13 protein-coding genes are annotated in these 14,277 nt (G+C 35.1%); 6 read left to right on the forward strand and 7 right to left on the reverse strand.

Annotated elements, in window-relative coordinates; translation table 11 throughout:
• Positions 1 to 195 precede the first annotated feature (195 nt).
• Complete coding sequence (locus DSM03_RS06800; protein ID WP_128761176.1) at positions 196 to 3,864, reverse strand: BamA/TamA family outer membrane protein; 3,669 nt, start codon at positions 3,862 to 3,864, stop codon at positions 196 to 198.
• Between the two features lie 194 nt (positions 3,865 to 4,058).
• Between DSM03_RS06800 and DSM03_RS06805 the strand changes: the two genes are divergently transcribed.
• The 5 genes from DSM03_RS06805 (at position 4,059) to DSM03_RS06825 (ending at position 7,166) form a co-directional block, all read left to right on the forward strand.
• Positions 4,059 to 4,250 (forward strand): hypothetical protein, encoded by a 192-nt coding sequence (locus tag DSM03_RS06805; RefSeq protein WP_128761175.1) that lies wholly within the window; start codon positions 4,059 to 4,061, stop codon positions 4,248 to 4,250.
• A gap of 9 nt (positions 4,251 to 4,259) precedes the next feature.
• Positions 4,260 to 5,600 (forward strand): 2TM domain-containing protein, encoded by a 1,341-nt coding sequence (locus tag DSM03_RS06810; protein ID WP_128761174.1) that lies wholly within the window; start codon positions 4,260 to 4,262, stop codon positions 5,598 to 5,600.
• Positions 5,601 to 5,701: 101 nt separating this feature from the next.
• A complete protein-coding gene (locus tag DSM03_RS06815) occupies positions 5,702 to 6,016 on the forward strand; it encodes a 2TM domain-containing protein (RefSeq protein ID WP_128761173.1) in 315 nt (104 codons plus the stop codon).
• A gap of 15 nt (positions 6,017 to 6,031) precedes the next feature.
• A complete protein-coding gene (locus DSM03_RS06820; RefSeq protein ID WP_128761172.1) occupies positions 6,032 to 6,367 on the forward strand; it encodes a 2TM domain-containing protein in 336 nt (111 codons plus the stop codon).
• 40 nt (positions 6,368 to 6,407) lie between these two features.
• Complete coding sequence (locus DSM03_RS06825) at positions 6,408 to 7,166, forward strand: LytR/AlgR family response regulator transcription factor (protein WP_128761171.1); 759 nt, start codon at positions 6,408 to 6,410, stop codon at positions 7,164 to 7,166.
• 71 nt (positions 7,167 to 7,237) lie between these two features.
• Here the strand turns inward: DSM03_RS06825 and DSM03_RS06830 are convergent, their stop codons facing one another.
• The 6 genes from DSM03_RS06830 to DSM03_RS06855 all read right to left on the reverse strand — a co-directional run bounded on the left by DSM03_RS06830 (position 7,238) and on the right by DSM03_RS06855 (position 13,229).
• Complete coding sequence (locus tag DSM03_RS06830; RefSeq protein WP_128761170.1) at positions 7,238 to 8,566, reverse strand: DUF2254 domain-containing protein; 1,329 nt, start codon at positions 8,564 to 8,566, stop codon at positions 7,238 to 7,240.
• Positions 8,567 to 8,624: 58 nt separating this feature from the next.
• Entirely contained in the window at positions 8,625 to 9,839 is a 1,215-nt protein-coding gene (locus DSM03_RS06835) for an LETM1-related biofilm-associated protein (protein WP_128761169.1), read from the reverse strand.
• 389 nt (positions 9,840 to 10,228) lie between these two features.
• The gene (locus DSM03_RS06840) at positions 10,229 to 11,035 is read right to left on the reverse strand and encodes an anti-sigma factor (protein WP_128761168.1); all 807 of its coding nucleotides are present in this window, start codon (positions 11,033 to 11,035) and stop codon (positions 10,229 to 10,231) included.
• Positions 11,036 to 11,566, reverse strand: a complete 531-nt coding sequence (locus DSM03_RS06845) for an RNA polymerase sigma factor (protein ID WP_128761167.1) — start codon at positions 11,564 to 11,566, stop codon at positions 11,036 to 11,038. It lies immediately after the preceding gene.
• Between the two features lie 96 nt (positions 11,567 to 11,662).
• Entirely contained in the window at positions 11,663 to 12,250 is a 588-nt protein-coding gene (locus DSM03_RS06850) for a superoxide dismutase family protein (protein ID WP_128761166.1), read from the reverse strand.
• A gap of 85 nt (positions 12,251 to 12,335) precedes the next feature.
• Complete coding sequence (locus DSM03_RS06855) at positions 12,336 to 13,229, reverse strand: diacylglycerol/lipid kinase family protein (protein WP_128761165.1); 894 nt, start codon at positions 13,227 to 13,229, stop codon at positions 12,336 to 12,338.
• A 65-nt stretch (positions 13,230 to 13,294) separates the two neighbouring features.
• Between DSM03_RS06855 and DSM03_RS06860 the strand changes: the two genes are divergently transcribed.
• Positions 13,295 to 14,275, forward strand: coding sequence for an App1 family protein (locus DSM03_RS06860; protein WP_128761164.1), 981 nt, complete (start codon positions 13,295 to 13,297; stop codon positions 14,273 to 14,275).
• The last annotated feature ends 2 nt before the right edge of the window (positions 14,276 to 14,277 follow it).

The raw sequence follows: 14,277 nt of genomic DNA on the forward strand, positions 1-14,277 counted from the left end.
CTTAAAATTGAAAAATTAAGACTTATCTCAAAATGATTTAATCGATAATCGAGATTTAAATGCTTTAACGCTTTCCTCGAAGTAAAAATATGTTTCCTTATTAATTCCTTGTGGGCTTTCCCCAAGGAAATTTACATAACAAAGATAAGACACCTTAAGCAGTGTAGCGGTAACAGAAGTTACATAGATAAATGATTAAACACCAAATTTTACAGCAAACTGAAAACGGCCACCTTCATCTCCGGTGAAATAACCCAGGCTGCTGCTGAAGAATCCACCCATACTAAAATTGAGTCCGCCACCATAACTATTATGCCACACTTTTGAGGATTCTTCATTAAGCCAAATTCTACCAACATCATAGCCGGCAAAAATGTTAGAACGGATCGGGAAAATAGCAGTTTTTAAAGGTTTAAATTGATATAAAATATCTGCGGAAGCTCGAAGCGCCTGATCACCGGTAAACCTTCCTAAACGATAACTTCTTAAACCAGAATTACCACCTATCTGAGCTGCCTGATAAAAAGGAATTGTGTTACCAAATCGCAATTGACCGTCAATTTGTGTTTTTAAAACCAAATCTCGCGAACTATCTATTGCGTTCCAAAATGTAATTTTTGGATCTGCAGCAAAAACGGTTTGTGAGTTATTCAAATCATCACTGTAAAAACCTGAAGCTTCAAAAAACATTCCTCTTGTAGGAAATTTTGAATCATCAATACTTTTGTAGGAATAAATTGCTTTAAGAGTTATATATTGATTGTTGTTCAGTTGGTTATAGTTATTTATTTGAAGTGAAGAATCAAGTTGGTAATTTTGATAAACAAGATCTGTTTGAAATGAACTGCCATATTCTCCGTTATAATACACGCCGGTTCCTGCTTCAAATTTCTGCATATTAATTCGGTTTACATCAAAATTTGATGCTGTATTCATAGTCTCATTCCCATAACCAAAAAAGTTTTCAGTGTAGTTATTTGTAGTAGCGAGACCCGAAATTTTAAAATTCCACTCCGGGAAAATATTTGCAAAATGCATTTCTGATTTAAATATCGCAGCTTGTGTCAATGAAAAATATTGAGCATCCAAAACAAATTGAGAAGTAAACGGGTTGCGTTCAAAACCTAATTTTTGACGAGCAAAACGTAAATGAGGTGCTACTCCCCAATCAGGATTATAAGGCAATACTAAACCTATTTTTTTAGCTTCATCAGGAAGGCGTTCTGAGTCATAAATATGGTTTTCATAAACGCTGCTAAAGTGTAAACGAGCCCCATTATTTTCTCCAATTTTATTACCATTAGGTTGATCGTAAACTGATAGATTATTTCCATTTTTTAGATCATAAGTATCATCATCCTGACCACCGGCAATAACTATTTTAATTTTTGATTTGGCCGTACCTGATGTTGTAAAAACATCATCATCATCTAGACCGTAGATCCAGATTTCTTTTGTTTTTTTTGGGGTAAATACGCGGTCAAAAAGCAAAGTGCCATCTTCACCATCTTGTATACGAAAAGCCTTAATTAGAGTCGTACCATCGTCATTTCGGGTGATGTAGAAATGATCGTCTTTATCGGTTCCTTTTAAAGTTTGAAACCTGATGTAATATTTATAATAACGCTCAACTATATCTTTTAAATTCGCTTTCCGCGCAAGCAGATCCTGTTGTAATAGTTTCCAATCTTCATTGTGAATTTCTACTGGCATCGCACTAAATGCTTTATTTACAACTTCAGGAGTAATGTTTTTCTGAAGATAATCAACGGCATCAAGCCAGTCTTGTTTAGTCGTTTTCTGAAGCACAGCGCGATCAAGATTAATCGCACTTTCGCTAAACTTTTCTATAAACTCAATTTCAGGCCCGTAGTTGCCAAGTTCGCGGGTGCTTGCCATAAACTTCTGCATCGTTTTTATGATCTTCCCGTCAAATTTGGAAAATACCTGATCACGATCTCTAGGAATGGCAATATAAGTATACACATCATCTGCATCTTTACGCTCTGCCCAGCGCCATTGATCTTCGTGGCGATCCCAGTCGCCAACGAGCATATCAAATACTCGCGCTCTGATGTATTCATCCTCGGCAATTTGATTTTTTTCATCCTCGCGAATCTTTTCAAAAAGGTCTGCAGTACTTTCGACATCTTCATTAAAACCAAACATATGCGAACCGTTGAAGTCTTCGTCGGGCTTCTCTACAATCATATAGAGACGATCTCCGTGAGTTTTGTTAAAATCACCCAGGGTTTTTTGTTTAGGCACATAAAACACTTTAGGATGGGTGTGGTTGAGATCTGCCGCTCCGGCCAATCTTGGTATTGCAAAAGCACCATAGGGATGAGAAGCTGTATAAAAGTCTTCTATAAGTCTTGCCGGTAGCGTACCTTCAAAATATTCCTGGGCGTCTAAGTCATCGTATCCTGATGATTTTAAAAATGCTAGGGGATCTTTTGCCAAGGCACGCATATTATACTCGCGGTCATCACCATCAACCAGTCGCAAAGACTGCGTTTGATTGCCACCACCAGCACGTTCTACTGTAAGACCGCCATATAGCGTATCTAATAGAACTGTTGGCGCGTCTATATCTAAGCCGTATAAATAACGGTAGTGTTTTCCCCATTTTTTTTCATATTCCGGAGTGACTTCGACAAGTTCTTTGGGGTAGATACTTGCTTTTTTTGACTGGGGAATGTTTTTGAGTAAAGAATCTAACGGATAAGGTTCAGGCCTAGAATAGCTTTCTTTAGAGAAACTTACCGAAAGCATGTTGTTTTTGTTTAAACTGTAAAAATGAACGGTAGAAGAACCGTCTTCAAAAAGTCTTAACTCTGAAAATCCCGGTTTAACTGAAGCAAAAAGTCCGTCTTTTCCTAGACGTGCATATTCAGTTTTACTACCGGTACCTGATATGATCTGGCGAATATTTCCGTTTTCAATATATTGCATTGAGCGCTCGTGAGCAGAGAGTACAAATAAGCGTGGCAAGCCAATAGCCATAGTTTTGATCTCACTCATCAGCTCATTCATCAACGGGTTAAACTGATCTTGCTTAGAAATTCCACCTTGTGTTCTTGCAAAGCCCCATAAAAAACCGGCTATGGGCACATACGCATTTTCTAAAGATGGCCTGTAAAATGCACGCGTACTCATCTCACCACCATAAATTCCGTTAGAAAAAAGAGGGTGATGCATTACGAGTAACACATTTTTGTGTCGTGCTTTACGCGCTTCATCTTTAAGTAAGGTTAAGAATTGTGTACGTGTTTTTATGGCACATTTATCATTAAAACCCTCGTGTTTGCTCCAGTCTTCAATATACCATTGAGAGTCTATGATGATGATTTCAGTTTCTTTATCAACTGTTATGGTTTCAATAGGGCAGCCATTTTCAGGTTGAAAATGATTGTCTTTCCCCATCTTTTCTTCGATATAATCTTCAATCTTTTCAAGACCTTTTACGCCTTCATCATTCCAGTCGTTTTCCCCTGGAATAATAAGCGTTTTTCCTTTAAAATCTTTAACGAGCTGTACGACGTGTTTTAGCTGTTGTTCGTTATTGTCTTCGGTTAATTTATTAGCATACACATTATCACCCAAGATCATCAGGTAATCATCCTTTTTTGCAATTTTATTCTGCAAGCTATCAAAAGCTTGAATCAGCGCATTATTAGGTCCGTTTTTACCAGACCCCAGATTACCCAAGAGAAAAACACTTCTATAGTTTGAAGTGTCACTATTTATTTGATTTAAAGTATGCTTTTGATCTCGGTATTGGGTGCGTTTACTGGCGCAAGAGTATAAGAATAATAACGTTAAAACTAGTGATAAACAATATTGTAATTTTTGCTTTTGCATTAATAGGGGTGTAGGTTGTAAAGCAAAAATATTAAATCTCTGACGTGTCAAAAGTTTTTGTGTGATTGTTAACGTTCTCACCTATAGGCAATCAATTTACAGTTGGGTATCAAAATTTGACAATTGAGTAAATCTCTTTTTATAGGAAAACTATCTATTCTAATATTTGAAGTATCTAATCAAAAATCAACAGTATGACACGAATATTAATCTGGATTTTTAAAATGGTCGTGTCACTCGCGGCAATGCTCCCTAATCAAGAGCAAACAGCGTTCAATAAGCCAAATGTTGATCTTGTTCCGTTTGAAAACTGCAAGATGTATACTAATTATTCAGATTGTAATACCTTTAAAAAAGTAGAAAACGCCGCAGCTTTTCTACTATAAAATTAAATTATGAATAGTTTTTTTAAGGAATTAGGTAAGGCTTGTATCGTAGGTGTAGCTATCTATGCAGTCTTTTTATTGATTCATTTGGGAGGAGGTAACCCACTTTATTTCAATAAAAAGCTTGTAGAAGATTTTGGGATCAGTATGCTGTATTCTGTAGTGTTATATATGGCAAATATGGCTGTTTTTAGATATTTCTACTTTAGTAATAAAATCAGGCTTTATTCTCCAAAACACTTAGCTAGAGCTATACCGGCGAGTTTAATTGTTACTGCCATAAGTGTATTTTTTATTAGAGTCTTTATAATTTGTGTATTAAAGGAGTTTACTTTTTTAGAATTTATAAGTGACGAGAAGTTTATAGATTACTGGATGCCGCTATTTATTGCGCTCGTTTGTAATGCGATCTTCTATTTCTTTTTCTATTACAAATACAAAAAAGAAAGTCAGGTTAAGGAACAGAAGATCATTGCTGGTACAGCTTCGGCACAATTTGATGCTTTAAAAAATCAATTAGATCCTCATTTTTTATTCAATAGTTTAAATGTACTTACCAGTCTTATTGAAGAAAACCCCATACAGGCTCAAAAATTCACTACTTCTTTGTCTAAGGTTTACCGTTATGTTTTAGAGCAAAAGAATAAAGAACTGGTTACGTTAGAAGAAGAATTGGCATTTGCAAAAACCTATATGACACTTTTAAAAATGCGTTATGAAGACAGCATTGTTTTTAATATGCCTGCGCAAGTGACTCATCCGGAAGCTCGTGTTGTACCCTTATCGTTACAGCTTTTACTTGAAAATGCCGTGAAACACAACGTAGTAAGTGATAATCACAGATTACACATTACTATTGAAGAAGAAGAAGGAAATCTGGTGGTACGCAACAATCTACAGCCCAAAAAGATTATGACCAAAGGTAGTGGAGTGGGACTCATTAATATCAAACAGCGCTATGCTTTGCTTACTTCAAGAAGGCTTCAAATTCAACAAACAGAATCAGAATTTATAATCAAAATACCAAAATTAACCCGGCAATTAAAATCAGCAGTTATGAATACAGAAGAATACCTTACAGACAAGAAATATGCTCTTGCTAAAGAACATGTAGAAAAGATTAAAGCTTTTTACATTCACCTCACAATTTATTGTGTAGTGATTGGAGGTTTAACTATTTTAAACCTCTTTACAACTTCTTTCCCATGGTCGATTTTCCCGGCATTGGGTTGGGGATTGGGTGTGTTTTTTCACGGGGCGGAAGTCTTCAATTGGAATCCATTTCTAGGTAGAGACTGGGAAGATCGTAAGATTCGTGAAATTATGAATGAGCAAGAACAGAAGCGGTAACAATTCAGCCTATAAAAATGACAAGTGAGTCAGTTAGAATTTATTCAGGCTGTATTTATCATCAAATTTGTTTCAATATTAACCACTAAAAAACTTTAAAAATGGAAAATTTTGATAAAGAAAATCGGTATCTGGACGCTAAAGAGCGTGTAGGTCACATCAAGAAATTTTATGGAAGCTTATTTAGTTATGTTATCGTAATAGGTGCTTTAGCAGGACTTAACTATTACACCGACGGTTTGCGCTATCCTTGGTTTCTATGGCCAGCTTTAGGTTGGGGAATAGGTTTGATTTTTCAGGCTGCCGGCGCCTTCAACTGGAATCCTTTTGTGAGCAGAGAATGGGAAGAGCGCAAAATTAAAGAGTTTATGGAGCGTGATCAAAAGTCTCAATCTAATATGGGACGCTGGGAGTAATCTAAATTTTATTGTATGAAAAATTCAAATTCAAATTACGAAGAAGCCTTGAAGCGGGTTAAACAACTTAAAGACTTTTACAATCACATTCCTGTTTATATTATTCTATCTGCGCTGTATGTTGCTTTTTGTCTGGGTGTTTTTGATGGGGGTAGAATTAGCCAACATATTCCGTTTTGGTCACCTATTTGTATGGTGGGTGGCTATGGGTTAAGTCTTTTAGGTTATTATATTTACCTCAAACACGGAAGCATCTTTGAATCGTATTACAAGAAATGGGAAAAGCAAAAAATAAAAGAATATCTGGATCAGGAAATTTATTCAGAAACTAAAAGCAGTCGCTGGGAGTAAATTTTATATATACAGAATAACTATATACAAATTATAAAATATGAACGCACTGGTTATTGAAGATGAAAAACCTGCAGCACGCAGACTCACCAGAATGCTGGAAGCTCTAAATCTAAATGTTTTGGCTCAATTGCATTCGGTAGAAGAAGCGGTAGAATGGTTTTCAACCAATACACACCCAGACCTTATATTTCTTGATATTCAATTAAGCGATGGTTTGTCTTTTGAGATCTTTGATGCTGTAGAAGTTTCCAGTGCAATTATTTTTACAACAGCCTATGATGAGTATGCCTTACAGGCTTTTAAACTGAACAGCATTGATTATTTGCTCAAACCTATAGATGATGAAGAGCTTGAGGCTGCTGTGACTAAGTTTAAAAAACAACGACCTTCAGCAAGTGATGTTAAACTCAATTTTGAAGATATACGCAAACTTCTAGGAGTCAACCCTGTGGAGCGTGACTATAAAAAACGTTTTACAGTAAAAATAGGACAGCATCTTAAGATGATAAACGTAGATGATGTGGTTTGCTTTTATAGTGAAAATAAGGGGACTTATGCACGTACAATTGATAAGCGTGATTATTTGCTAGATACAACTTTAGAAATCCTGGAAGGAGAATTACAACCTGATGTTTTCTTTAGAGTAAGTCGCAAATATTTTGTAAATGTAAATGCGATTCTTGATATTATAAGTTATACCAATTCACGTTTACAAGTGAAACTACAGGCTTGTGATGATCTTGAGATTATTGTAAGCCGTGAACGCGTAAAAGACTTTAAATTCTGGCTTTCTTAATATAAGTATTATTGGCTCCGCCAAAGGATATAAGATATTGAGGCTTGCCCGAGGTTGTACTCAATAATAATTTACTCTAAACTAACCAACTTTCGATCTGTATTGTTGTAAGCAGCTGCTTTGTCTCGTATGGTAAAAACACCTTTAAGATCTTTCTTATTTGTTATGTTAGCTTTCGCATCTATTAAAATAAGATTGATCTCGTCGATGATAATTTCTTCGGCATTATTGATTACAGACTTAGTCTGTAATAAGAAATATAATGCGGTGAGCATCTTGTGTAACATCACGACATCATGTTTACAATATCCGCGTAACGGAACGAAAACAAAATAGATCAACTCTTTAAAATCTATTGTTCTAAGACTTATAACTGCCTCATCATCTTTATTCTTTATATAGCTAAAGTCTTCTTTACAGAGTCTTAAAGCAAAAAGTTCAGAGAGATAATCTATACAGGTTATTGCCGTACCAGGGTCATTGATACCTGGGCTCATAGCTTTAATTGCAATCTCAGTAAGTTGTTTAAAGCCCAGGATATAATTGTGTTTTACAATTTCGCTTCGCGAAAATCCAAAACATGTGAGTAAGTGGTTTCTTTGCTCTTCCTCAAGTTCTTTGTCACAACGGGCTATGGGGACATTTTTTAATATAAAAGTACCTTTAGGAGCCAGAATTTCAATCTTACAGTCCAGTTCATTGCAGAGTTCGAGAAGAGCATCTACAGCAATTGTTTGCAGATAACCCGTATTATTTATTTTAATGACATTCCAGTCTTTACTTTCCGGAAAGTCTGTTTTGCTGTACTCTTCATCGGTTTGATTGATGAGTTGGGTCAAACGCGTTTTTGCTTTTTGGTATATGGTTTCGATTATTTTATTAATTTGAATCGCTTCGGAAATAGAATGTATAAAATAAATAAAGAGAGCCAATACCAGCATGCTTAAAATGATACCAATCAATACAGCAAATCCCGGAAGCTGGTATTTGTTATCTGTAGGTTTTATGCTCAATAAAATGAGAATGCAGTAAATAAGGGTTGCAATATAGTATCCTAAAACATACTGATGCCGTTTATTAGAGATCAATCCCGGGAGAATTCTTGGTGAATAATTATTAGATGCTTGATTGAGCAAAATCATAACCATAGAAAAACTGAATACCATTAGTGAAATAATACCGCCTATAAATGTACTGAGTAGCGTACGTGCAGTATCTGCATCATTAATAACCAGCTGTGGAGCGTGTTCTATTAAAAAGCTGGAAACACCTTTGCTTTCGGCATATAGCATAATAAAGCCTATGCAAAGACCTCCAAAAGCAAATAGAGAAGGGTAGAAGCCAATTTTACCGGTTAGATTGGCAAAAAACAATCGAAACTTAGTTATGAATTGAAGCATAGGCGAATTTCTACAATATCTTTAAAACCCGCGTCCTTTTTGATATAGTGTTAACATACTAAATCTCAGTATCATCAAGATTCTGACCTTCTATTCGATTTTCATTAAACGCGCTGGGTAATAATTCAGGAATAAATTTAACCAGTAACGGAAGTAATATGCCACCTCCCGGAAGCATAAAAATTGCAAGAGAAGGTATGCTTTTGCAAATGTCTAAGAGCTGTGATTTAACCCTTTTCTTTTCAGCTTTACTTAAATCCCTTACAGTAGATTGTCCTAATAATAAGACCAGATCTTTACTTTCTGAAAGCTCCTGGAGCAAGCGATTTTTATTCCGAAAAATAAGGGTCTTTACCGTTTGACTCGTTTGTGTGTAAAAATGTTTTACCGGGTTGCTGTAGTTGAGGTATGATATCCTTTTTCGGTTAGCCTGTATAAAAGTATGCACATAGGTTGTTGACAGCTCAATAACCTCATTAGATAAAAGAAGTTGAGCACCAAATTTCTTGAGAAAAAGATATTCGGTTTTATCTAATTTTACATCATCCCAAATGGCCAGCGCAGCCAGATCTAATAAATAACGTTTCTCGAGAAGCCCGGTATAAATATCAAGAGGAAGTTCATCAAGATTCTTCGCTTCTTGTTTTAAGTTGCGATTGTATCTGAGGGATTTTTCAAAAAGTTTAAGCAATAACTTATCATATTGCTCTTTCTCTTCTTTTTGTATCAAAGCAAGCCAGATAACATTCATTAGTGTAGCTTCTAACTCTGAAGCATAATGACTGATGTTTTCTTCATGTTCCAGGTAGTGTTGAAACGATAATACATCAATAAATAGCAACGCATTTGTTATAAGGTTACTGAAGTTTTTTTGAAGTAGATGTTCATTAGTCTGAATGCGCTCTTGAATAATCTTTTCTAAAGTAGCAGCATTTGGTTTTAATTTTGAAAATCGGGTAAAGTAAAGGTGTTCTTTAGGATCTAGTTGCTCATAATACTCGGTAATTGCCTTAAAAAAGTGAGTGTCGTTTTTATATTTCTGATAATAAACACAATAAAGACTGTCAAAAAAATTGAGTTTAGTACGTTCTGTTTCATTCCACAACAAAGGCTCTGTTGTTCCGTAGCTTACTGTTGTTACTGAAACACCATATATAAAACCAGATTGAAGCAATAATTCATATAAGGCGTTCAAGTCTGAGTTAACTTCCTTAAAAGCTTTTTTTATGACAGGTTGATGCTTTGTAATCCATCCAAAAGATGAAGGATTCATAAAATTTAGATTAAAAATTTAAAATGTAAATAATTGAATTTCAGTAATTTGAAATTATTTTTAAAAAAAAATATACTTTTTTTTCAAAACCTGAAAACCATAGTCTGTTTTACTACGTAAATGTAATGAATAAGTTAAACTGGGCATTTAACTTATTCAATTGAAAAATCCAAATCTCAATTATTTTGGAGAATATGGAAAGGAAGATTATCAATTTTGGTTAGTTGATTAGTTTTTTTGGATTTTTTGTTAGTTGAGAATCACCTTGTTTTGGAGAAGGCAGGTGATTCTTTTTTTTATGCCTATTTCTGAATTTTTCACAAAAACTGATATAAAAAAAGCCTCTGTATTTACAGAGGCTTTTTCATTTATAAATTTTTTGTTTTGTCTTAAGCATTATTCTCTACAACACCTAAGGTATATAATTGTTCCATTGTAGGAGTCTCACTACCACCTGCAGGTTCTAGCGTAATACCAAATGCTTGTGAATCATTAGGATTCTCTAAAGCAAAGACCTTATTTGTATTATTTACAAAATCATCTAAAAGTCCCATACTCGTAGGAGTAAGCGGATCTAACTTTAAAGACCACACTTGATATACAAAACCTTCCGGAGGCTCAGGCAATCCCATAGCATCTATATATGCTTTGTTAGATTCCTTATCCCAAAAGACATTAACATATGCTTCAGGAGCAACCTGCTGACCAGCAAGAGGTACTTTAGTAACCTGTGGATCACGAATGACCGCAAGTATCTCTTTTGTTTCAGTCAATGCATCCTCAGAATATTGTAGTTTGCTTTCTAACTTGGTGTTTTCGATCTCAACAACCTGTAATTCTTTACGAAGTGTATTTGTTCTATTTAACAAAACAAATATCCCGATTAAGAAAATTACCGAAGCAGCTATGCTGATGAATGACAGCAAGCGTGTTCTTTTTTGTGTTGCAGGGTTCAATTGTACCACACCAGTATTATTCTGAAGTTTTGCACGTATTGCGGTAAGCATTTCTTCAGGATTATAGGGCGCAGCTGCTGTTGCCAGATTTTGAAGGGCAGCTTCAATCTGTTCTACTTCTTTTTCTACTTCAGGGTATTGTTTAAGTACCGTGGAAACTTCTTCACTTTCTTTAGAAGTTAAGGCCCCGTACACATACATCTCAAGTATGCCAGATTCTATGTATTCTTGAATATCCATTTAATTTACCAATATAGCTCTTAGTTTATTAATACAAAGTCTATTGCGCGTTTTAATAGTTCCTAGAGGCATATCTAATTCTTCAGAAGCTTCTTTTTGCGTGTATCCTTTAAAAAATAAAAGATTAATCACTTTTTTACAATCTTCTCCTAAAGCTTTGATATATTTTTTTATACCTATCGCATCAACTTTACTTGAAAAACTACTTTTGTTTTCAAGGATATCTACGAAATATTCTTGAGTAAGGTTTTTCTTTTGGTTCTTAAATGCTTTAGACCTAGTCTTATCTATTGCTGCATTACGAGCAATATTAAGGAGCCAGGTAAAGAATCTTCCTTTTTTAGAGGAATACGATTCACAGTTATCCCATACTTTAATAAAAACATCCTGTAGAACTTCTTCTGAAGCTTCAACATCGTGGAGTACGCTGTTAATTACGCCAAAGATACTTTCTGAGTAGAGGCTATATAAGCGCTCAAAGGCTTTCTCGTCTTTTTGCTGAAGACGTAGAATTAATTCATCTGGTTGCATAGCAATCTGTTAGTTGTGCCTAAATGTATTAAATTAAAAGTGAAAAAGCAGCCCTATGAGCTGCTTTTAATAATTAGTTAAGAAGATGCTAATGTATTATTCAATAATACCACCACAGCTTACACGTGGCCCTGCTGCACCGCTAGGTTGACTTGTAAAGTCATCTGCACCTTGATGCACAATAAGTCCTTTACCTACAATATCTTTTATAGAATCATCACAGCTAATGCACCATTCATCTGTAGTGATAGTAATAGTACCATTACCGTTCTCATCTGCTTGAAAGTTCCCTATATCTCCTTTATGATATCCTTCTGGATCGCCCCATTTGCCGTGCTTCTCTTTGGTAGGGTTCCAGTGGCCACCTGCAGATGTACCATCGTCTGCAGAACAGTCTGCATTCTCGTGAATATGTATGGCATGCATTCCCGGTTCTAAACCTTCAAAAACAGCAGTCATAGAAACTTCACCATCTTCTTCTGTAAAAACAGCACTACCTTTTGCAGTACTACCACTTTTAGATTCAAGGTTTACCGTTATTTTTTTAACTACCGGAGCTTCTTCTTGCATATCTGCAGTTTCGGTGGTAGTTGTTTCGTCCATTTCTTTTTCTTTCTTATCATTCTTACAAGAGGTAAAACCTAGAGTAAGTGCAAGTGAAAAAAGTATTGCGTAATTTTTCATAATAGAATTTTGATTAGTTTACAGTACTAAATTAAGGGTTTGATTCAGCCCAACCAAAGAATTAAAGATAAGCTTAACATTAGGGTCAATTAGCACTAAAGCTTTTGGGTATTGCAATAGTGAGTTTAGAATTTGTCATTTTAGCTTTAATCAATTGCTTCTCACCTATAAATTCTCCATCAATCTGAAAAGCGATTGACTTTTTACTGCGTATGGTCACCTCTTTGCATTTAAAGACTTTTACAAAATCTGGATCTAAATGAGCATCGTCATAAAAGGTTTCAAGAATTCCTTTAATGCTGAAATTTTTAAACACTAAAACCTCAAAATAACCATCATTCATTTTTCCGGTAGGGTTTATTTTAGCTCCGGTACCAAATTTGTTAGCATTAGCGATAGCAACCAGCACACCTTCTTCGGTACAAGTTTCTTCGTTACATTCTATCTCTACTTCAAAAGGAAAATCATTATTAATAAGGGTCGGGAATGCTTGTATTAGATATCCCAGCTTACCACGTATTTCAGAATTTTCATAATTCTCTATCAACTGTGCATTAACCCCCAGATCTGCAATATGCAAACAGGTGTACCCATCTATTTCAAGAAGGTCCATTTCAATATAATGATCACCTAATGCGATTTCCAGTTGTTGCTCTAGGGAGTCTGGAATATCAAAATTAGTAGCCAACCCGTTAGCAGAGCCAGATGGTAAAAGACCTATTTTTAAAGATTCGTTTTTAATAGCATCAGCCACTTCGCGAATAGTACCATCACCACCAGATATCAGAATACGATCTGGTCTTTTTTCAGCAATTAAATTTTGAATGGCTTTTTTGTCATTTTTACCGGTTGTCTCGTAGACAATACTCTCATCGTTATTTTGAGAAACGTTTTTTTTAAAAGCGTCAATAATAGGCTTTTTGTCTGTGCCACCTGCAATAGGATTAATGACAAGTAAAATGGTCTTTTGTGTTTTCATTAAGTAGATTTCGATTTAAAATTAGCTATTTTGACCACAGAAGACCGTTAATAAAATACCAATAAGTGAAGCTGGATTTACAATTATACCGCGGATATGCCAACGATGAAGAACTAATAGTTTTTGGTCATGTATTTAAATCCTGGGCACCAGATAAATATAAAACAGATCGCAAAGGATTCAAACATGCATTCTCTGTTTTGCATATGTTTAGAATTTCTCCTCTAAAAAATGTTGAAGTTCGGCTACGTTTTAAAGATATTGATATAACCACCAAAACGATGAATGATGGTTATTTTAGGTTTACGATACCATACGATAATACTTTACAGAGTGGCTGGCACACTTATGAAGTGACGTGTAAACCAGAAGAAGTAGATTATGGTATTGTTGAGAAAGCTCAGTTTTTAAAACCTTTTGAAAGTAAAGTGAGTATTATCTCAGATATAGATGATACTTTTTTAATCTCGCATAGCGGAAACATTTTTAAGAAGCTTTATGTTATGCTGGCTCGAAATGTAAATAACAGAAAGACCTTTGAAGATGTGGTAAAGCATTACCAGGCGTTGAGCAGTAGCGGACATAAAGAGAAAGGAGTGAGTAATTCTTTTTTTTACGTCTCAAGTAGTGAATGGAATTTATATAATTTTATTGTACAGTTCACTAATCTGCAAAAGTTACCTAAGGCTGTTATTAAACTGAAAGATATTAAGACCGGAATAACCGATTTTCTGGGAACCGGGGGAGGAAACCACGATCACAAATTTGTCAAAATAAAAGATATTATTTCATTTTACCCAAAGCAACGCTATGTGCTTCTTGGTGATGATTCACAACAAGATGCGTATATCTATGAGCGTATTTGTAAAATGTTTCCAAAGAATATTGAAGCTATTTACCTGCGTCAAACCAGTGGTTCTAAAAAAAATAAGATTCAGGCAGTACTTGATAATATTAATAAGATGAAAGTCGCAACCTGCTACTTTAAAAAAAGCACAGAAGCTATACAGCACTCTAAAGAAATAGGAGTGATAAAAGAACAGTAAAT

It is taken from the genome of Leeuwenhoekiella aestuarii, assembly GCF_004104055.1.
In the GTDB taxonomy this organism is placed as follows: Bacteria; Bacteroidota; Bacteroidia; order Flavobacteriales; family Flavobacteriaceae; genus Leeuwenhoekiella; species Leeuwenhoekiella aestuarii.